Genomic DNA, 20,673 nt, shown 5'->3' with positions numbered 1-20,673 from the left:
GAAGACAGGTAGACCAGTAGACAAGGAAGAGTGAGAACGAAAAATAGGGCGTTTCGGCTTTTAGAAGTGAGTTTGACCGAACCGAATTCTGTACGGTTTTCCCCCCTTGTCTTCTTTCCTTCCTTGTCCTCCTTGTCTTGTCCCCACCCTAAAATAAAAAACCTACACCTGTCAGGGGTTAGGGAGGGGTCAGTATCCTATCACCTTTTTATGCCTTATTAGCAGTTACTTGGATAAAATTATGCTGATTCGTTCAACGTGGACTTTAACAACTAATGAAACGGCTGTTTTACCCCGCGCTTATGGGTTGGAATTAGTTAAAGTGTTACATAAACAGATGGGAATGGAACTGGGGGGTGAGAGGATTCCTTCAGTGGCGTTTGCTGGATTGGTGGGATATGCGCCGCCGAGTCAGGGATTTGTTCGTTTCTATCCGGGGGAATTTTACCAGCTATCATTATCAGGATTACAGGAAAAAGCGGCAAAAGCGATCGCGTCTCTTTGTTTGGAGTCTGTAGAGTTCCTAGGGGCGCGGTTTACGGTGGTGAATCGGGAGGATGAGAGGAGTAGTTATGAACAGCTTTATACTAATTTTGTGGCAAACGAACCGGAACCGATGCGGCGGTTTGAGTTGGAGTTTACCACGCCCACGGCTTTTGCCCAGCAACGGCTTTATTTACCGTTTCCTCTACCTGCTTTAATGTTTCGCAGTTGGTTGGAACGCTGGAATCATTTTGCCCCGGTTTATTTGGGAAGGGATGAGTTAATTGGTTATTTGAGTGATTATGTCATGGTTCAGCGTCACCAGATTAAAACGCGATCGCTTCAGTTACAACATGGGTATGTGAATGGGTTTGTTGGCGATGTCAGGTTACAGGTGTTGAAGGGGACTGATCCTCTGTTGGCAAATGTGGCGAGTTTATTGGTTCATTATGGTCAGTTTGCGGGGACTGGGGTGAAGACGCGATTGGGTATGGGACAAACTTGTCTTAAGTGTGGATAAGCAGAAGCCAAAAATGACGAACGGAGGGAGGGATACGTTCTTTCGGAACACGCTTCGCGATCGCATGGACAACCCTATCTCGCCAAAGTCGTTAAGTTGTTTGGTTTAAGGGCAGGTTTCCTGTATGATGAATATCGATAGCAGAACCTGGACAACTGTATAGTACAACACGTTAATTTGGCTGATCTACACACCTCGCCCAATGGCTGAAACCCTCATTTTTCCGTTGAGGTGTGTCGATAGTAGTCCAGGTAAGGGTTTTGGGCGATGGAATCCTGAGATTTTTGTCAATAAGCGTTAGTTAATTGACAACAAAAAAAGGTGTGTCGATTGGGCGGCTGAAACCCAGTCCCTGTAAGGCTTCCTGAGCGAACTCTTTCCAAATACACTTCCCCGCAAGGGGATGGAAACGCTGATCAGAATTAGATCGCCAAACTCTGGATTTATAGCAACCGCCATAGCGGTTAGGACACGTCATTTAGTAGAGACGTTCCGCTGGAACGTCTGGAATAACAGTTTTTTTGTCCTAATGGATGTGTCTACTTTGTCCCGGTTGATTGGGGACGTTAGTTTTAACCAATTCTGTCTTGAAAAACCTAATTAAGCTGTTCGGCATTTAAACCTTAATATCAATAATGGCGCAATCCTTGTAGTGCGTTAAGCGAAGCCATGCCGCAGGCTTTGCATCTTGCTCGCTACTAATACCCAATTTAAATGCATGACAGCTTAATCAATCCTCAGATGAATAATTTTCTCCAGATTGTTCTAAGGCAAAATTAATCACTGTTGGACTTAATCGAATCCCTCGATTGAGCATTTGAGATATCGCTTGCTGCATTGAAAAAGGGAAGCCTTTCCGCTTGGCACGGAGTAAAATTCCAATAGAACCCGTCAGCGAAAGTCCACTTAATCTGGCGATTCGTCTACCTGCTACTTCGTCAATACAGACAGTTTGGATGTTCTCATTTATCGCTAACTGAATCACGGCGGCTTCGCCTCTATCAAGGGAATTTAGGAGAAGAGGAGAAATTGTCAGGGGTGCTTGTTGTTTTTGCAGCCAGGTTGCCGCTTCAAATTCTGCTACAGCAAACCCCCTCGAACCACCTACCAGGATTTCTTGACAGACTTCAAAGGGAACCAATACCTGGGAGTAGAGAGATTGCAACACCATTAAATCCCCTAAAGCTGCAACAAGGGCGATTAGGGGGGCAGTATTAATCACAATCCTCTGGGTTTCAGGCATTTTCTAAATCTGATAATAGTTCTTTTTCAGTGAGGTCAATCATCGGCACACCATAACGATGTAAATTAAGCAGGAATGAAACCCGATCCGTGCCAATTAATGCGGCTGCCATCCCCGATGATAGGCGTTTCATTTCAAAAAGTTTCACCGCCATTGCCCATTTTGCCTCTTGTTCAAACTGTTCTCTAGTTTGTTGTAGGGCATCGGGAAAGGTTTCTGGGTAGGTAATTGTGAGTTGATGTGACATCAGTGGACGGAATATTTATCGATTCTCACAAACTACCCTAACTTTGCCTCCACTGCCAATCCAGGAAAATTAACCCGATGCGATCGCGAAGCGTGTTCCGAAAGAACGTATCGCGCTTTTTGGGAATGAGTAAGTTATCTGCGATCGCGCTACCCTACATCCTTAAATCAAACTGCTTCATCACCTGAGTGAACGCCTGTTTCCCCACTCACTAGGGCGATCGCACGACAACTGTATCCCGCCAAAGGAGTTAAATTGTTTGGCTTAAGGGCAAGTTTCCGGTATGATGAAATATCAACAGCAGAACCTCGACAACTGCATACTGAAATAGAATTATTCAGTCAATCGACACCAGTCGGCAAATCGCCGAAACCCTATATTTTCCGTTAGGTGGTGTCGATACCTGACAGGGAGAGAGTTTGAGCGATGTGTTGAACTCGATTTTGGGCAAAAAGTAACCGAGTTTTATTGGTGGTGTCGATTGGTCTCCTGAAAGCCAGTCCCTGTAAGGCTTCCTGAGCGAACTCTTTCCCAAACCACTTCCCCGCAAGGGGACGGAAGCCAAAGAAAACCTGAATTTTAAGGGTTGACAACTGTACTTAAATATCTCTGCACATCTATGCATTTCTGCGGATTTTGCCGAGACATTCAAGCTGGGAGAACATTTGTTCTCCAAAAGTATACAATACTCCAGGAACCATTGAAAGGTCGAATCAATGACGATCACATACTGTAAAGGGCTACCCACTCCAGCCAACGAATTAAATCCAGTAGGAAAGACTCAACTGGAAATGTTCTTAGCTGAATATTCGTCTATCTTCCACCAGGCAGTATGTGAGACGGTCAATCACCTGATCAAGGGTGATGGTTTTAACAAGTCTCAATGGAATACACACCTACAGCAAACGTATAAGATAAGCAAGCGTCACGCCAATGGAGTGATAGCCTTAAGCATTGGAACGGTAGATGCAGCCAAAGCTAGCCGCCAACGGCACATTAAGGTGTTAACGGCTAAGGCAAATTCCTGTCAGAAGTGGATCAAAAAGGCTCAACGGAAGCTGAAAAACGCCAGCAAGTTTTACCGAAAGAAAAATTGGCACAACAGTAAAACAGGCTGCCAGCTTCCTCTCTCAATGTCCCTCAGATATCGGGAAACCAACTGGCATAACTTACGCTTTCAACTGCACCACAAAAAGCGTAAATTATCTCACTATCGGCGGCAAGTTCAACACCTAAGGGCTGCTCCTATCCGAGTAACTGTTCCCAAAGGACAAGCGTTTATGGTCGGCTCCAAGGATGAAACCTGTGGAAATCAATCCTGCCAATGGGATGGGCAAATAATTAAGCTCCGGGTTCCCTACTGCCTAGAAGACAAGTTTGGCAAGTATGTTTCATCTCGGATTGGAGGCTTTGAGCGAAAAGTCAACCGACTGCCATCACAAGGCGCTTTGACCTGGCACTTCTACCGGAAAAATGGCAGATGGTGTGTAGCCGTTCAATTCAGCCCATTACCCGTCAAACGAGTGTCTAGGACAATTGCTCGCGGATGTATTGGTATAGACCTGAATCCTGGATCAATTGGTTGGGCGCTTGTCGATTCAGAAGGCAATCTCAGACGCCATGGACAGATACCCATTCAGACAGGCTTACCACGGGGCAAGCAGGAAGCGGCAATCAGGCACGCTTGCTTTCTCCTGTTGCACATGGCGATTGCGTACCGATGCCCACTTGTGTGTGAGGAGTTGGACTTCTCTAGTAAAAAGACACAACTCAAAGAAAAAGGGAGCAAGTATGCCCGGATGCTATCGTCTTGGGCCTATAGCCGCTTCTATGAGTTGCTCAGTGCCATTTTAGGAAATCGCGGCATAGAAGTCAGACCGGTTAATCCAGCCTATACCAGTCTGATCGGTCTGGTCAAATATGCCCGGATGTATGGACTAGCCAGTGATGAGGCGGCTGCATTAGCGATCGCCCGTCGTGGCATGAGATGGAAAGAAAAATTACCCGACTCCATAACCGCTTATCTATCCGTGAATGATAGCAAACACGTATGGAGTCATTGGAACCAATTGAATAACAGGCTCAAGCGCTTTATCCATAGTCGGCACGCCTACTATGGTATCTCTAACTGGGAGTTTTTGGCTAACCCTCAACAGGGAAGTGGCAACACACTTTAAACAAGCGTTTAAGAAACTTATACCGTTGAGTTTTCCCTAGATATGCCTACTTGTGAGTAGATATGCATAGGTTTTTAGAAGCGGTGAGGCGAGTTCGTCTATCATAGTTATTCTAACCCTTAATCCTGAGTGAGCCAGAATGCCATGAAATCAGGAATAATTTATCCGCATATCGAGAAAGCCGAAGGTGAATCAGCGCGGTTGCAACGGATACCCCGTGTGCGCGTCGCCCAGATTGTCATGGACTACCTAGCTTATGGTTGGTCAGTTGAGGAAATGTGTCGTCAACATCCTTATTTGAAACGCTCAGAGGCTCATGCAGCCATGGTGTATTATTTCGATCGCCAAGATGAAATCGAGGCTGAGATTCGCCAGGAATGGGAGCAAGCACAACAGGCAAAATCTCAAGCCTCCCCCTCTCCTTTCTTTGTGCGGATGAAAGCAAGAGGGATTTTATAAGTGGCTGTCACCCTATATATGGATGTTCATGTTCCTCAAGCGATTACGGAACAATTGCGTCGTCGGGGTGTAGATGTTCTCACGGCAATTGAAGACAATTCAGCCGAGTTAGCCGATGATGCACTTCTCGAACGTGCGGGTTCGCTGGGTCGAGTTTTGTTTACTCAAGATATTCGCTTTAAAGCCTTGGCTGAAGATTGGCAACGTCAAGAACGATATTTTGCTGGATTGATATTTGGACATCAGTTAGGAGGTACAATTAAGCAGTTTGTGAAAGACTTAGAACTGATTGCTCTGGCATAAGACTCTGGGGAATGGCTCAATATTGTTGAATATATACCTTTTTAGTTGTGTTCAGGTCAGGCAATGAATTACAAAGACATTATCACCTTAGAACCGGGAAAACGTGGCGGTAAACCCTGCATTCGCGGAATGCGAATCACTGTCTATGACGTTTTGGAATATCTCGCTTCCGACATGAGCCAAGAGGAAATTCTAGAAGATTTTCCCTATCTGACAAAAACAGATATCCTTGCTTGTCTTTGGTTTGCTGCTCAACGCGAACGCCTGACTGTTACTGTTCAACCGTGAATATTGAAAAACTACTAAGCTGTTCGGCATTTAAACCTTAATATCAATAACGGCGAAAGGATGGTAGTGCGAGCATCTTGCTCGCTACTAATACCCAATTTAAATGCATGACAGCTTAAGAGATAATTACAGCGACATCGACGCTTTTAGCACTGCTCTAAATGCAGGCGTGTTGACCCTCTTTTAGGCGGATTAAGGGGACGGAAACACGGGACTCGATTTCACAACCTGACTAAACGCCTGTCTTCCCATTCACTAGGGGAAGCGATCGCATCGACAACCCTATCCCGCCAAAGTCGTTAAGTTGTTTGGCTTAAGGGCAAGTTTCCGGTATGATGAATATCAATAGCAGAACCTTGACAACTGTATAGTACAACACATTAATTTGGTTGATCTACACACCTCGCCCAATGGCTGAAACCCTCATTTTTCCGTTGAGGTGTGTCGATAGTAGTTCAGGTAAGGGTTTTGGGCGATGGAATCCTGAGATTTTCGTCAATAAGCGCTCGTTAATTGACAACAAAAAAAGGTGTGTCGATTGGGCGGCTGAAACCCAGTCTCCGTAAGGCTTCCTGAGCGAACTCTTTCCAAACACACTTCCCCGTAAGGGGATGGAAACTTTAATGGTGTCCGCTGTTGATACTGATTGCGGACACTTTCCAAACACACTTCCCCGTAAGGGGATGGAAACTTTCCGCCTCCTTAACCTCCTTAAACTCAAGCTCTTTCCAAACACACTTCCCCGTAAGGGGATGGAAACCATTTGTCAATGACAAATCAATTGTAATCATGTTAGTGCTTTCCAAACACACTTCCCCGTAAGGGGATGGAAACGATCAAAATTGCCTCCTCTTGTTTCAGTGTGGGAGAATAGACTTTCCAAACACACTTCCCCGTAAGGGGATGGAAACCTTCATAAGGGAAAAACTCGGAAGACTCGTAAGGAATCCTTTCCAAACACACTTCCCCGTAAGGGGATGGAAACTTGGGGTATACCTCTCTGTATACGTACACCTTACGGATGCTTTCCAAACACACTTCCCCGTAAGGGGATGGAAACGAAAGAAAACCGAAACGAATCGCATTCACAAATAAAGGATGGGAGGACGGAAGCCCCCGTACTTTAGTCGGGGGATGAAGTCCGACACGGCGAATTTATTCGCCTTCAGCTATGAGTTGAGCTACATACTGCCTTAGTCGTTCCTGCCAATTGGGGACGGCTTTAAGTTGTTCCTTTTGACCTTCATAGCCCCTAAAGCATATAGGTTGCTTACCAAGCGGATGCGGTAGGAACTTTTTCGCTCCTAATTTGTTTTTCTTTTTAAACGGCATGAATAAAACGCATAAATATGTTAGTATACAGACTATATTAACGTATTTACGCCATGATTTTGAGCTACGTCTACAAACTGCGTCCATCTGGTAGCCAGTCTGCCAAGATGCAGTCGTGGCTTGAAATGCTCCGAGCCACCTATAACTGGTGCTTGGCTGACCGGATTGAAACCTATCATCAGCAATTTATTCAGGGAGCTTATTGCAGTCTAAGGACTAAAGCCGAGGCTTACCCTATAACAAGCTGTGTCGTTAAGAACGGTGCGACGGGTAATCCTTGGCAAAATAGTGGTAAAAAACGCAATGCTGGCACGATTCAGGATGCCGCACTGGTAGACCTAAAAGCTGCCCGTCCCTGGTATCGGTCAATCGATTCAGACGTTTTACAGCGTAATATTGCTCGGTTGAACACTGCCTATAAAAACTTCTTTGATGGGCGGGGATTCCCGGCATTCAAAAACCGCAGCAATTTCCGGTCGTTTGAGTATAAACCTGGTCGGGTCAAGCTCAAAGGAAGCAAGGTTTATCTACCTAAAATCGGGTGGATGCGCTTTTTCAACTCCCGTCCCATCCCTGATGGGTTTGCCGTTAGAAGCGTTACAATTCGCCGTCGAACCGATGGATGGTTCATGAGTGTGCGGCTAGAGGACAAGTCAGTCCCAATGGCTACTCCTCGACCAACTTCTGAAGTGAAAACGGCGGTTGGGCTGGACATGGGGTTAACTAAGCTGGTGTATTGCTCTGATGGGAGCGATATCCCTAACCCCAGATTTGCCACTAATCAGAAGACTAAGAGAACCCTGAAGATTCGCCAACGGCGTGTCAGTCGGGCTAAGAAAGGTAGCCGAAACCGCAAGAAACGGGCAACCGAGGTAGCCAAGCTGCACAGTAAAATCAGAAATTCCAGGAATGCCTACCAGTGGCAGGTTGCCAATAAACTGGTTAAAAAAGCCGACGCCGTTGTAGTAGAAGATCTCAATATTCAAGGAATGGTGAGACGGTGCAAACCCAAGCCAGATGAAGGGACTGGACACTTTCTGCCCAATGGTCAATCAGCCAAGCGAGGATTGAACCGTTCTATCCTGGATGCTTCATGGGGAGAGTTGATCAATAAGATTCAGTACGCGGCTGAAAAGTCGGGAAAGGTCTTACTCAAAGTGAACCCACGAAACACATCCAGAGAGTGCAGCGCCTGTGGTCATGTCGATAAAAACAGTCGGGACAGAGAGCGTTTTATCTGTACCAGGTGTGGACACTTTGACCATGCAGATCGGCAAGCTGCACAAAATATTAAGCGTAGAGCCGTTGCTGAATATGGCTTGAAATTGACAATAAAAAAGGTACGTCGGGACTCGGCGAAACCCAAACAGTTAAGCCTGTTTGAAACGCCCAGCGTTGAATTAACAACGCCTAAAGGGAGAAAACACGACACCCGTAAGGGTAAGCGTCGGGTGCCTGGGAACCTAGGAAGACAATTAGAACTGTTTTCTCAGGATATGTGGAATGTGAGTTCCTCAGAATCCCCCTTTTTCTAAAAGGGGGAGTGTCAATCAACCTGTGATAATAAGAATGCGATCGCATAACTCTGAATTTACGTTGTCTGGGTTGGGCATTGCCATGCCCTCTGCCTTCTGCCCTCTGAAAGCCTTCTGCCCTCTGCCCTCTGCCTTCTGCCTCCTGCCTTCTGCCTCCTGCCTTCAAACATGACAACCCTCACCTCCAGCGAACTCGTCGGCGTCGTCTTTGAACTCCTCCCCCAAAAATCCGCCACCCTCTTCCCCCACTACACCAAAACCCTCCACGCCTGGTTTTTAGACCAGGTGCGTACCTTTGACCCCAACCTCTCCGCCACCCTTCACGATAACCAAACCAAAAAATCCTTCACCCTCTCCGGATTAGAAGGGAAAATGAACACCAAAGGTCAAAACCTGCAACTCCTTCCCCATCACCCCTATCGCTGGTATCTCACCGTCTTTTCCCGTCCCCTAATTCAGTGGTTAGACCGATGGTTAGCACAATTACCGCCAACGATTCAACTCCGCTATGCTCCCCTACAGATTGAATCCGTCTCCTTTTTCCTACCGCCAACCACCTACAGCCAACTCTACCAAACCCAACTCGCCAAAACCCTCACCCTCAGCTTTGTCTCCCCAACCAGTTTTCGCCGCAAGGGTCATCATTTCCCCTTACCCTTACCCTTTAATGTGTTTCAGAGTTACCTGCGTCGCTGGATAGACTTTTCTGGAATCCCCGTTGACAATGCAGCCTTTCTCAACTGGGTAGAGGAATCCGTTCTGATTAATCGCCATCACCTGGAAACCGTAAAAGTCGCCGCCGGGAAGCAGGGGAAAGTCACCGGATTTTTAGGGGCAATTGAGTACAGTTTAACCCCAGAAGCCAGGAACATTAAAGCCTTTCACCGCCTCTTTACCGCCCTCAGTCAACTCGCGCCCTACTGCGGAACCGGACATAAAACCACCTTTGGCTTAGGACAAACTCGTCTAGGGTGGATAAACGAACCCAATTCCCTAGAAACCCTATTCGTACAACGGTTATTAGCCCAGCGCATTGACGAGTTAACCGAAATCCTGATGCAGTCTCAAAAACGCACCGGGGGAGAACGGGCAATTAACGTCAGCCAAACCCAGGCAACGATTTTAGCACGGCAAGAGGCAGGAGAATCCTTGAGTGCGATCGCCCAAGACTTAGAAATGCCCTATCAAACCGTGAAAACCTATGCAAAACGGGCGCGGATGAAAACGTCCAAAGTCAAAAGTTAAAAGGCAAAAGAAAGATAAGCGGTTCGGTATTTAAACTCATTGTCCTGCGAGGGGACTTTTGCCAACCAGAATGTTATATCATATGACTGTTTAGGCGGACATGATATTAGAGAGAATGGCAGGGAATTCAGGCTGGTGGGCAATGCCCACCCTACGGTAGATTAAGGTTTAAATGCCGAACAGCTTAACTTGACAATTTTTCTATCACATCAACACTAATCTATCCCTCGAAAACAATTTCAAACGTTCCAGTTGGCACATACCGCTGCAAAAATCGCAGGTGATCTTGGGCATCTTGGCGATTAACAAAACGGGCGATTGTAAAATGTTTGGCATTGGGCAAAAACTGAACAATTGTCCAAGGGTGAGAGTCATCTTTTAATCCCTTGTTGGCGTCAAGTGTATCCGCAACGGGTTCAGATTGAGGATAAGTCATCTCGGCAACTTCAGTCGTTTTCAAACCAGACAAAGCCTCTTGCACAATTGCCATCAGTTTTGCCCTGGCTGGATGGGTATCATTGGGGAGTAAACTCCACTCATTGCGGGGGGCTGGTAAATAGGTGAGAATATAGGAATAGCTACCCGCTTGGCTCACCCACCAAGACAAGCGACGGGCTTGTTTTTGACAGGAATAACCTTTTTGCCGGAGAACGGCACAAATTTTTTCACCCTCGAAGCGAAGGCGCAACCAATCACGATGTTTCATAGGTTGTCTAAAACAGATGAAAGGGATGTTTCTGGCTATTTAACCTAATGGCAGATTGTGGGGACAAAACAGTTAATAAAACCTGGACTTTTGCTAGGTTTTATGCTATGAACTTGCCTGTCATATCATGTCCGGTGGAATATTTACATTATCGGTGGAGACCCCTGACCAATGACTAATGACTATTGATTATTGCCAGAGGAAGGACAGAGTAAATCCAAAAGGTCTTCCGGAATCTCCTCAAAATGCTCTAGGATAAAATCCATCAGCGCCAGATTTCGCAGGTCGTTTGGTGTGGGACGGCGATAGTAGCGACCGCGAGAAAACCAGGCGTTAACGGTAGATAGGGAACGAAAACAAAGGGCGGCAATTATTTCATAGGTGACTTGCCATTTGGCATAAAATTGTTTGGGTGTCATGCCTAATTCACAGTAGGTGTAAAATTCAATTAAGTCTCGTTCGCGTTGAGTCAATGGACGGGGAGTCATAGGTTTTAGTAAGAGATGGAACGGATGAAAATAGGGGATAGCTAGTAGGTTGGGTTGAGGAACGTAGGCGCAGCCTTCTCGAAGAGTCATATCATGTCCGGTGGAATACTTACACTATCGGTTGAGACAAGGCAGAGGGCTCCAGGGCTCCAAGGGAAGGAGGAAGGTTGCAAGGTATAAGGGAATAATGGCTGTTTGGACGGACATGATATCACCCAACGAACCAACGAGACGGCGGACGCACGTCTGGACGCCCCGATGTTCTAATCACTCAAGTTAGGTGTGGCATACCTGTTGGTTTGGTAGGACAGTTGTGAGCCAAAAGAAATCAATTTATCTTTTGCTGTTTTACCCGTTTAGGCGTTGCAAATCTTCCTCCCAAGCCGTGTCTGCTACTGTCCAAGCTGAACTGGGAGACTCTTCATCTAACCAAACCACATATTGCCAACCCCACTGCAACCGATGTCGTCCATAGGTATAGAAACGACCGATAATGATGCCCCAATCACGGGTAGAATGGGCAAGGGATTTCCACTGAACGCGATCGCCAATTTCAAAGCTAGCGCTGGATTCCTTGGGGAGAGACGTAGGCGCGGACAGGGTGACTGGAGTGGCTTGGAGTTCCTGGATAATTCGGTCAGCAATCATGTCTTGGTTTCCCTGTTCAATGGCGTTGAGATAATTGGCAATTGATTGATGAGTGAGACTGGCGGTTAACTGGGTAATGAGTAAGGCGGCTAGGCTTTCTCGTTCTTCCGATTCTAGGTGAACTGGAGTCATCAGAATGAGTTTCTGAAGTAATGGAATAATGCCGAAATCATCCAAGGCTTGTTGATAGGTTGTCATGTTTGTTTGCTCAGAAATTATGAGTCACATTCTGCTCACTGAGAGAAGCGTTTTACCCTCATCCCCTTCTTGATCCCCTCTCCCCCGCGTGGAAGAGGGGTTGGGGGTGAGGGGGCTTTCCGCTTACGTTGTTTTCCTACACAATAAATGCGGCATCATCGACCATTCGGTCTGGCTGTACTCCCAGGACAACAACTTTCTTACGGGCGCGAACGCCTAGGGGATAAAATCGCAGTTGGTCTTCTGTTTTATTCAGATGTTTCAGCAGCTTTTTTTGCAGATTTTGGTATTGCTGGTCATTGAGGACACACTCGAACACAGATTTTTGCACTCGCATTCCATACCCTTCCAGTAAATGAGCAATTTTTGTCCGGCGAGAGTCTTGCACAATGTCGTAGCAAATCAGATAAAAGGTCATAAAAATGGGAGGTAAGCGTCGCAATCACCTAGCAAGCAGGAAATATACTGGCGGATTTGTGATTCTAAGCGTTGCTGATAGGTTTCCATCGGGCTATGACACGAGGGAGTTTCATCCTGTAACTGCTTTTGCCAATAGGTGATAAATTTCTGAATGGCTTGGGGGGTAAGATATATCCCGCCTCGCGAGTTGGCTGGGGTAAAGTCAGTGTCGGTAAATAACTGCAATTCCAGTAATTTGACGACTAACGTATCGACAAGGATGACACGAAATTCTGCCATGAAATCTGCGACTAATGCGGGATGATGGTCATGGTGAATGTGCAGATTTCCGAGATGGGAGTGCAAGCCGAGGCTTTGTAAGAGGGCGTAGATATGCTGATTTAATAGGATATGACCGAAACGCAGTAAACGGTTGATTGGGTGAGTGGCTAAGGGTTTCCGGGTTGTGGTGGTTTGGGGGAAAGAATGGATAGGACAGTGACGGGTTGTGTTTGGGGTGGGACGTGGGGTAGGTTGATGGAATAGGCAGATTCGGTCAAGAGTGAATCGGTGGGTTAAGGCTTGGGAGTAAAGGTGGGTGGCAATGTTCTGATAACGCCGCAGCATCTCCATGGAGTCTACCAGTGGTAAATTATCGATTAGCCGTGCGATCGCGTCACTGGCTGTTTGGATTGTTTTCTGTGTCTGGGTTGAGTTTAAGGTTTGAAGTAAGCGATGCTGATGATGCAGGTTAGTGCGGACCATTGTTTCCGCTATGGTTCGGGTAAATTCGGGATTTCGCGCACATTGATGTTGTTTAGCGAGGTATTTAATCCGACGCCGGGATTCGGTTTCCAAGCGTGCTAAGTAGGTTCCATTTGACTGAAGCAACAGAAGCGGAATTCCACGGGAGTGGATGATAGAGAGGGCTGGATCGGATTCTTGGCTATAGCCTACGAGAATGATGTTGTGAGTCTGATTTAGGTGGATGAGATAGCCGACGCCATCAGCGTTAAAGACGATTAACTGTTGGTTGTGAACTCTTAGGTGTGACCCAGGTTCGGTGACATATAAAGTATGCATGATTCCCCAACTGTGATAAACGTGAGTGTTGGGAGGTTTGTTTTCTCCACGCTTTTATTGTTGCTGGGGGGTATTTGAGTTTGTATTTGAGTAGCGGGGTGTTGTATATGACTTTATATATGACTTTGGCAAATTTTCTTATTTTCTTCCTGAATTGGTTGGCGAAGGGGTTCATCGCTTGAATGTCTTGTGCAAACCTAACAGAATCCCTTGGCACAACCTTGAGTAGGGTGGGCATTGCCCACCTCACTGTTTCCGTCCCCGTGAAGTCTTATAACCGCTCTCGGTGGCTTAGCTAGCAAAAGCATTGCCCACCTCACTGTTTCCGTCCCCGTGAAGGGGAAGTTGTATGAAACACCAAAGAACAAACATTCTTCTTTCCTCTCAAAATTGGAGTTTCCGTCCCCGTGAAGGGGAAGTTGTATGAAACTTCTAATGCTTCAAGCTCAAGCACATGTCGTGTTGAAGGTTTCCGTCCCCGTGAAGGGGAAGTTGTATGAAACGATGGTTTTCAATCCACCCAATGGTGATGACTCACCGAGTTTCCGTCCCCGTGAAGGGGAAGTTGTATGAAACAAGAATCACAAGCTAATGATGCAATCAATTTCCTTTGTTTCCGTCCCCGTGAAGGGGAAGTTGTATGAAACCAGGGTCACCAGGCAGCTTCGCCTGGACAAAACCAGTTTCCGTCCCCGTGAAGGGGAAGTTGTATGAAACAATTGTTGATGTGGAACAAGTTTCTTGTAAAATTTTGATCTCAGTTTCCGTCCCCGAGAAGGGGAAGTTGTATGAAACACCTCCTTCCAATGGAGATGGGGGGGCAATAGATTGTTTCCGTCCCCGTGAAGGGGAAGTTGTATGAAACCCTATCGATTTGAAACCCTTACCAGGCAAGGCTTAGAGATAGGCAAATCTGGGGGGGTCTAAAATTACCCCGAATACTTGACACTCATTCTCAATAAACCACCTACTCCGAAGCCTGAAACCCTTACCCAGAGAGCCATCCGAGGGGGTCTACGAAATAATCAGCATTTCAGCGATTCCCTGACCCCCCCATATTTAAGGACAATGGAGGGATATAGTGCTAAAGGTGCGTTACGCTTCGCTAACGCACGATGGCGGCGTGACTCAGCTAAAATGGTGCAATAGATTGGGTACGTAGTGAGGGATGCGAGCCCTCTACAGCTAGGCGTTAGAGAACTAAAGTTCTCACTACAAACAAAGTCCTATTTTAGCTGGGTCAGTCCACTGCTGGCGTGGCACACCTTAAATAGTGGATTAGAATTGTAGGGGCGCACGGCGTGCGCCCAATTTCACCGTTAAATCTATCCCACAATTTTAGCTGTGTCAGTCCACTACAAATAGAGGTTTTGCGTAAGCCCTATTATTTTGTTGTCTAGGTTCAGGAACAATTATTGATTCTCACAAAATACCCTAAACCCCGCTCCCCTGTCAAGTGACCCTGAGTGACCGAACCGTAGTCCTTGCCGAAAAGTCATATCCGAACTCATATACAACAGCCAATAACTCAAACTCGAACTCATATACTCTCCCAGTAAAAAGGAAACACAGAACAAAGTAAGGAGAGGGTCTTTTACTTTTAACTTTTGACCCTTCACGACCTTCGAGGGCATACTTTTGACTTTTAGCTTTTCACCAATGAACTTTACGCGAGAAGATTTGCAGGTGGCTTGGCGACAAGTGCGCCGAGGGAGTCGCAGTGCGGGAATTGATGGTATTACCACCGATTTATTTGCTGGGGTAGTGAATGAACAACTGTCTCTGTTGCAGCATCAATTGCAACAAGAATGCTATCGCCCTGATCCGGCTAAGGGGTTTTACTTACCCAAAGCCAAGGGAGGTAAACGGTTAATTGGCATCCCCGTGGTGCGGGACAGAATTGTTCAGCGTTGGCTGTTGGATGAAATATATCTACCTCTAGAAGATACATTTCTCGATTGCAGTTACGCCTATCGTCCAGGGCGAGGAATTCAGATGGCGGTGCAGCATCTGTTCTCCTATTACCAGTTTCAACCCGCTTGGGTGTTGAAGGCAGATATTACACAATTTTTTGATCATCTCTGCCATGCCCTGTTACTGACCGATTTAGAACAATTGCCCTTAGAACCGATTTTACTGCAATTAATTGAGGCACAGCTAAAAGCTGGAATTGTGATCGGCAAGCAGCGCTTATTTCCCAGTAAAGGAGTCTTGCAGGGGGCGATATTATCGGGGGCGTTGGCGAATTTGTATTTAACCGAATTTGACCGCCATTGTTTGAGTCAGGGAATTAACTTGGTGCGCTATGGCGATGATTTTGTCGTCGTAGCTAAGGATTGGATGCAAATTAATCGTGCTTTGGAGCAAATTACGGAGTGGTTGGCGGATATTTATCTGACACTGCAACCGCAAAAAACTACAATTTTTGCCCCTGATGAGGCGTTTACGTTTCTCGGCTATCAGTTTCAGCAGGGGACAGTCACAGCACCACCGCCTGTGGTGACTGTGAAACCAGGGACAACCCCAGAGTCAGGAACATTGTATCGGCGGGACGTGGGGAAACCTGTCCCGTTAGCGTCTCATCCCCCCAAGGCGTGCCGTATTGTCAAAACGGTTAAGTTTCCCATTGCCAAGTCTGACCATTTTTGGAAGGAACCAATGACCACACTTTATATTACTGACCAAGGCGCTTATTTAAAGGTACAGCATCAGCAGTTTCTGGTCTATTACCATCAGGAGTTGCGCTGTAAAGTCCCCGTGAATCGGGTGAGTCATATTGTCCTGTTTGGCTGCTGCAATTTATCCCATGGGGCGGTAAGTTTGGCATTGCGGCGGCGGATTCCGGTGTTGTATTTGTCTCAGAAGGGGCGCTATTTTGGGCGCTTACAAACGGAAGGGATGGCGAAAGTGGACTATTTAGTACGCCAGGTGCAGTGTTCCCTTGATCCCGATTTTAGCCGACAGCAGGCAAAGCGAATTGTTTTAGGCAAGCTGCATAATTCCCGGATTCTGCTGTTGCGCTTAAATCGTCGGGTGAAGTCGGAGAAAGTGGCGAAGGCGATTGATGATTTGGCACGGCTGGCTTTGGATGTTCCGGATGCGGAGTCGATGGAGGTATTATTAGGATATGAGGGATATGGGGCAACTACCTATTTTCAGGCATTGGGACTATTGTTTAAGGAACCCTTTGTGTTTGAGAAACGCACGAAACGTCCACCGACTGATCCAGTGAATAGTTTGTTAAGTTTGGGCTATACGCTGCTGTTTCAGAATATGCATTCTTTGGTACAGACGGCGGGGTTACATACTCATTTTGGCAATTTGCACGTTCCTCGCCAGAATCATCCGGCGTTGGTGTCGGATTTGGTGGAAGAGTTTCGGGCGCTATTGGTGGATTCGTTGGTGGCGTATTTGGTGAATTCTAAGATATTTGTCTTTGAAGATTTTACCCCACCGGATGAGCGGGGGGGTGTGTATTTGTACCCCGATGCGCTGAAGAAGTTTTTGAAGCATTGGGAGGAGAAGTTACAGGCGCGGAATACTCATCCCCATACCGGGTATAAGGTGAATAACCGCCGCTGTTTGGAGTTGCAGGTGTGGGAGTATGTGGCTTGTTTGATGGGGGAACAGGAGGTTTATCGTCCGATGCTTTGGAAACCGTGATGTTCTGCTGTATAGTGTTTACACTTGAGATATAAAATTGAGGTCGAGCGTAAAAGGGAACGGGGAACGGGGAACAGGGAACAGTAGCAAGACACTTCTAGCATTTTTCTCTCCCTTGGAAAGCTAGCATTGAGTTTTAACATTCATTTGAAAACGCTATATAAACCGTTGGTGAGTTATTGCCGACGGTTTTCTTTAAACAATATATCGGTGATCATCTAGCTCGATAGGAGACTCTATTGACTTTTGAAGGCTGTTGGGTTAGTCTCATGGGGACGCTGTACCTTGACAATTTAATACCCCAACTTACTTCGTTGAAGTTGGGGATTGGCGGACAAACGCCATTTAAACGTTGAATACCGCACAGAGTCTCAGTTTGGTACAGACATCTGGATACTTCCCTCGTCCGGATCAATCTAAAACCTTTTGTCGGGTTGTTGTTAAGCCAAGACATCTTAGCTGAGATGGCGGGAAGGGACTACATTTCGACTTATCTCGACTTCGCTCGATACAAGTCGCTCAATGTAAACACTTTTACTCGTAAGGATTATATCTATGTCACGAGTACCAGTTTTATCAAAATCAGGTAAACCCCTGATGCCTGCCAAGCCTAGTCGCGCTAGACGTTGGCTGAGGGACGGTAAAGCCAGGGTTGTACACAACGACTTAGGATGCTTTGCTAATGAATAGTCAAGCCAGATTCCAGATTTAGTGAGGTAATTTTTGTCGTTGCCTCTCTCCACCTGAGGGGGTCAGGAAATCGCTGAAACTCTGATTTTTTCGTAGACCCCATCGGATGGCACTCTGGGTAAGGGTTTCAGGCTTCGGAACAGGGGATTAATTGAAAATAAGTTTCAATTATTCGGGGTAATTTTAGACCCCCTCAGTTTTGCCTATCCCAAAGCCTTTCCTGGCAAGGGTTCCAAATTGATAGGGTTTCACATCTCTTCCCCTTCACGGGGACGGAAACCGTATTCAGGCTGGCCAATTTTGACACCATCAACATCAATGCCGGGTTTCACATCTCTTCCCCTTCACGGGGACGGAAACGAGACGCGCTTCAGGCGTGTTGGTACCTATTTTTCCTTCGTTTCACATCTCTTCCCCTTCACGGGGACGGAAACTTTGGTAACCCTCGGTACTTAAATAAAGGGTTATTATGTTTCACATCTCTTCCCCTTCACGGGGACGGAAACCATCGTACCAAAGGTCTTCGCACCCTTGGTCACAGAAATACAGTTTCACATCTCTTCCCCTTCACGGGGACGGAAACATGTCTACATTTAAGCTTATGCTTACACGTTGACGGTTTCACATCTCTTCCCCTTCACGGGGACGGAAACTTGGCAATGTTTCATGCGCGGAATGGCAACAGCACCAGAGTTTCACATCTCTTCCCCTTCACGGGGACGGAAACTTTGGTCCTACTACGGTTGCGGTGCCTTGTAGCTTATGGGTTTCACATCTCTTCCCCTTCACGGGGACGGAAACCTTGTAGGCTAAGACCACTAATGCTTACTCCGACTCGTTTCACATCTCTTCCCCTTCACGGGGACGGAAACAATCATTTCTCCTGTAAATTCAGGAGCCTGACCGACGGTTTCACATCTCTTCCCCTTCACGGGGACGGAAACTTCCACATCTACACCAACCTGGGTGGTTGGGTTGCAGATGGTTTCACATCTCTTCCCCTTCACGGGGACGGAAACTCTCAGTTAAACTGAGAACCGCTACATCAGCGGTTGAATGTTTCACATCTCTTCCCCTTCACGGGGACGGAAACTTCTCCTTTTTGAAGGTGAATTTGAAAAAATCCGCTAGTTTCACATCTCTTCCCCTTCACGGGGACGGAAACAGTTTCAGGTCCAAGATATATGGACTGCCATATTTGTTTCACATCTCTTCCCCTTCACGGGGACGGAAACAACTGGGAGCAATATGCTCCGTCTTGAACGTACTCAGGGGTTTCACATCTCTTCCCCTTCACGGGGACGGAAACAGCTCATTCAAAGTTTCCCCCAAACTTATTATTGGGGTTAGTTTCACATCTCTTCCCCTTCACGGGGACGGAAACTATACTGTTTTATACTCATACTCAGGACCAAATGTTGCCCGTTTCACATCTCTTCCCCTTCACGGGGACGGAAACTTCGGTAGTCTTCCGCCACAGCCTCGTCAAAACTGGTTTCACATCTCTTCCCCTTCACGGGGACGGAAACGTTTCTTGGTTCTCCTCTTCATTGAGAAGGGAACCATTGGGATTGTTTCACATCTCTTCCCCTTCACGGGGACGGAAACCTGAGCAGGCGAAATAAGGTGGGGGAGCATTGAAAGTTTCACATCTCTTCCCCTTCACGGGGACGGAAACTCAGAGAAATCAGTAAATGCTTCAGAGAAATCAGTGTTTCTGCCTTCAGAAAACCATCTGCCTTAACAACTCGAACTAACCATGATATGATTCAGTCAGAGGTTTTTCAGAAAAAACGTATGGCAAGGCGATCGCTCAGAGCATCCTCCACAGGCATCCAACAAGCCAAAATCGCCCTAGACTGCCAAAACTTAACCCAAAAAGCCCTGGCTGAAGAACACCAACTCGCCTCCTGGTCAACCATCAACAAATTCTTCACTGGCAAACCCGTAGAACGGCGGATATTCATCGACATTTGCAACACCCTCGACCTGGAATGGGAAGACATCGCCATCCAACCTGAGCCACCCGAACCCCCACCCCAAGCCAACATCCCCAATCCCTCCATTGAACCAACCCACCTCCTATCCGCCCTCCAGCAACAAGCCAACGCCGCCCGCCTCGCCCTCAATCCCCGCATCTTAGAACGCATTCCCCGCCCCATCGTCGAGCAAAAATATATCCCCGCCATCCACCGAGGTGTCCTGGAAAACAAACAGCGCCTGATTCCCCTAATTGGTGCTGCTGGATACGGCAAAAGCACCCTACTCGGTGACATCTATGACCACCTCAACCAAACCAACACCCCTTGGGTAGCCCTGATCCTGTGTAACTCCCTCGTTTTAGACAGTCCCTGCTCCCCCAGCACCCTATCCCTCGCCCTCGGTGAAACAGCTTGTGGCATCCCCATCCCAATTACCGAAATCGCCTCCATCCTCACCCCTCACTATGGCAGAGGCGTCCTCCTCATAGACACCTTAGATCTAGTCCTCAATCGCCCCTTCGTCTCTGCCCTCAACAGTATCTTCCCCTGCCTACTCCACCACCACACCACCATCGTCTTCACCTGCCGGGATCACGAATACAACGACTTTCTCGAACCCACCCGCATCAAACTCGCCCCCATCTGCGAAAGCATCGATCGCTACCACATCCCCGAATTTACCGCTTCTAAAAACCTAGACAAACCTACCCATAAGTAATTCTGTCTTGGTATAAGTCCACGGTGTAACTTTTGGTCGATGACCGTTAACGCTTGCGCTTGGCTGATACCCGGCGTTGTTGCTCGATATCAGCCTTAACCAACGGCTCCCAGTTAGAGACACAGTAGTAATCGTGTCTACGATTGACTACAGGGCATCGACCAATAAAATTATTAAATTGATATAGAGCGCTCCATACGTGCTTTCTCGGATTCACTCCGAGATAGGCGGACACAGAGCGCGGCAATCTCTCACTATACTTCATT

General features: G+C 47.0%; 17 protein-coding genes, 2 pseudogenes and 3 CRISPR repeat arrays. Of the genes and pseudogenes, 10 read left to right on the top strand and 9 right to left on the bottom strand.

Features of this window, described 5'->3' with window-relative positions; all coding sequences use genetic code 11:
• Positions 1 to 241: 241 nt before the first annotated feature.
• Entirely contained in the window at positions 242 to 1,003 is a 762-nt protein-coding gene (gene cas6, locus RIE73_RS05080) for a CRISPR system precrRNA processing endoribonuclease RAMP protein Cas6 (protein ID WP_446400160.1), read from the top strand.
• A gap of 730 nt (positions 1,004 to 1,733) precedes the next feature.
• Here the strand turns inward: cas6 (RIE73_RS05080) and RIE73_RS05075 are convergent.
• The 3 genes from RIE73_RS05075 to RIE73_RS05065 all read right to left on the bottom strand — a co-directional run bounded on the left by RIE73_RS05075 (position 1,734) and on the right by RIE73_RS05065 (position 3,086).
• Positions 1,734 to 2,246: a DUF3368 domain-containing protein gene (locus RIE73_RS05075; protein ID WP_446400159.1), complete on the bottom strand. Its 513-nt coding sequence runs from the start codon at positions 2,244 to 2,246 to the stop codon at positions 1,734 to 1,736.
• Positions 2,239 to 2,493: a UPF0175 family protein gene (locus RIE73_RS05070; RefSeq protein WP_446400158.1), complete on the bottom strand. Its 255-nt coding sequence runs from the start codon at positions 2,491 to 2,493 to the stop codon at positions 2,239 to 2,241. The genes RIE73_RS05075 and RIE73_RS05070 overlap by 8 nt, the downstream gene beginning before the upstream one ends.
• 386 nt (positions 2,494 to 2,879) lie before the next feature.
• Positions 2,880 to 3,086 (bottom strand): hypothetical protein, encoded by a 207-nt coding sequence (locus RIE73_RS05065; protein WP_446400157.1) that lies wholly within the window; start codon positions 3,084 to 3,086, stop codon positions 2,880 to 2,882.
• Between the two features lie 123 nt (positions 3,087 to 3,209).
• On the opposite strand from RIE73_RS05065, the gene RIE73_RS05060 reads away from it, so the two are divergent.
• From RIE73_RS05060 to cas6 (RIE73_RS05035), 6 genes are all read left to right on the top strand, one after another.
• Positions 3,210 to 4,670, top strand: a complete 1,461-nt coding sequence (locus RIE73_RS05060) for a hypothetical protein (protein WP_446400156.1) — start codon at positions 3,210 to 3,212, stop codon at positions 4,668 to 4,670.
• 144 nt (positions 4,671 to 4,814) lie between these two features.
• Positions 4,815 to 5,129 carry a DUF433 domain-containing protein gene (locus RIE73_RS05055; RefSeq protein WP_446400155.1) on the top strand — a complete coding sequence of 105 codons (315 nt, stop codon included), beginning with the start codon at positions 4,815 to 4,817 and terminating at the stop codon, positions 5,127 to 5,129.
• Positions 5,130 to 5,432, top strand: a complete 303-nt coding sequence (locus RIE73_RS05050; RefSeq protein WP_446400154.1) for a DUF5615 family PIN-like protein — start codon at positions 5,130 to 5,132, stop codon at positions 5,430 to 5,432.
• A 63-nt stretch (positions 5,433 to 5,495) separates the two neighbouring features.
• Entirely contained in the window at positions 5,496 to 5,720 is a 225-nt protein-coding gene (locus tag RIE73_RS05045) for a DUF433 domain-containing protein (RefSeq protein ID WP_446400153.1), read from the top strand.
• 583 nt (positions 5,721 to 6,303) lie between these two features.
• Positions 6,304 to 6,780: a CRISPR direct-repeat array (repeat unit 36 nt; unit sequence CTTTCCAAACACACTTCCCCGTAAGGGGATGGAAAC).
• Positions 6,781 to 7,105: 325 nt separating this feature from the next.
• Positions 7,106 to 8,587, top strand: coding sequence for an RNA-guided endonuclease InsQ/TnpB family protein (locus tag RIE73_RS05040; protein WP_446400152.1), 1,482 nt, complete (start codon positions 7,106 to 7,108; stop codon positions 8,585 to 8,587).
• 168 nt (positions 8,588 to 8,755) lie between these two features.
• Entirely contained in the window at positions 8,756 to 9,832 is a 1,077-nt protein-coding gene (cas6, locus tag RIE73_RS05035; protein ID WP_446400151.1) for a CRISPR-associated endoribonuclease Cas6, read from the top strand.
• A 220-nt stretch (positions 9,833 to 10,052) separates the two neighbouring features.
• On the opposite strand, the gene RIE73_RS05030 is transcribed toward cas6 (RIE73_RS05035), so the two are convergent.
• From RIE73_RS05030 to cas1 (RIE73_RS05010), 5 genes are all read right to left on the bottom strand, one after another.
• Complete coding sequence (locus RIE73_RS05030) at positions 10,053 to 10,538, bottom strand: hypothetical protein (RefSeq protein WP_446400150.1); 486 nt, start codon at positions 10,536 to 10,538, stop codon at positions 10,053 to 10,055.
• Positions 10,539 to 10,720: 182 nt separating this feature from the next.
• Complete coding sequence (locus RIE73_RS05025; RefSeq protein WP_446400149.1) at positions 10,721 to 11,116, bottom strand: helix-turn-helix domain-containing protein; 396 nt, start codon at positions 11,114 to 11,116, stop codon at positions 10,721 to 10,723.
• Between the two features lie 258 nt (positions 11,117 to 11,374).
• Positions 11,375 to 11,872, bottom strand: coding sequence for a hypothetical protein (locus RIE73_RS05020; RefSeq protein ID WP_446400148.1), 498 nt, complete (start codon positions 11,870 to 11,872; stop codon positions 11,375 to 11,377).
• A 136-nt stretch (positions 11,873 to 12,008) separates the two neighbouring features.
• Positions 12,009 to 12,290, bottom strand: a complete 282-nt coding sequence (gene cas2 / locus RIE73_RS05015; protein ID WP_446400147.1) for a CRISPR-associated endonuclease Cas2 — start codon at positions 12,288 to 12,290, stop codon at positions 12,009 to 12,011.
• A complete protein-coding gene (gene cas1, locus RIE73_RS05010) occupies positions 12,287 to 13,354 on the bottom strand; it encodes a CRISPR-associated endonuclease Cas1 (protein WP_446400146.1) in 1,068 nt (355 codons plus the stop codon). Before cas1 (RIE73_RS05010) ends, cas2 begins: the two co-directional genes overlap by 4 nt.
• 321 nt (positions 13,355 to 13,675) lie before the next feature.
• A CRISPR array of direct repeats spans positions 13,676 to 14,219; the repeat unit is 35 nt; unit sequence GTTTCCGTCCCCGTGAAGGGGAAGTTGTATGAAAC.
• 794 nt (positions 14,220 to 15,013) lie between these two features.
• On the opposite strand from cas1 (RIE73_RS05010), the gene cas1 (RIE73_RS05005) reads away from it, so the two are divergent.
• The 3 genes and pseudogenes from cas1 (RIE73_RS05005) (at position 15,014) to RIE73_RS04995 (ending at position 20,407) form a co-directional block, all read left to right on the top strand.
• Positions 15,014 to 17,017, top strand: coding sequence for a CRISPR-associated endonuclease Cas1 (gene cas1, locus RIE73_RS05005; RefSeq protein WP_446400145.1), 2,004 nt, complete (start codon positions 15,014 to 15,016; stop codon positions 17,015 to 17,017).
• A 555-nt stretch (positions 17,018 to 17,572) separates the two neighbouring features.
• Positions 17,573 to 17,695: pseudogene (locus RIE73_RS05000) on the top strand (RRXRR domain-containing protein); the annotation flags it as partial.
• A gap of 257 nt (positions 17,696 to 17,952) precedes the next feature.
• A CRISPR array of direct repeats spans positions 17,953 to 19,385; the repeat unit is 35 nt; unit sequence GTTTCACATCTCTTCCCCTTCACGGGGACGGAAAC.
• 86 nt (positions 19,386 to 19,471) lie between these two features.
• Positions 19,472 to 20,407, top strand: a complete 936-nt coding sequence (locus RIE73_RS04995; RefSeq protein WP_446400144.1) for a hypothetical protein — start codon at positions 19,472 to 19,474, stop codon at positions 20,405 to 20,407.
• A gap of 46 nt (positions 20,408 to 20,453) precedes the next feature.
• On the opposite strand, the pseudogene RIE73_RS04990 reads toward RIE73_RS04995, so the two are convergent.
• Positions 20,454 to 20,673, bottom strand: a pseudogene (locus RIE73_RS04990) (hypothetical protein); the annotation flags it as partial.

It is taken from the genome of Coleofasciculus sp. C1-SOL-03, from assembly GCF_040220555.1.
GTDB lineage: Bacteria > Cyanobacteriota > Cyanobacteriia > Cyanobacteriales > Coleofasciculaceae > Coleofasciculus.
The sequence above is the reverse complement of the archived record's forward strand: the minus strand, read 5'-3'. Positions and strand labels throughout refer to the sequence as shown.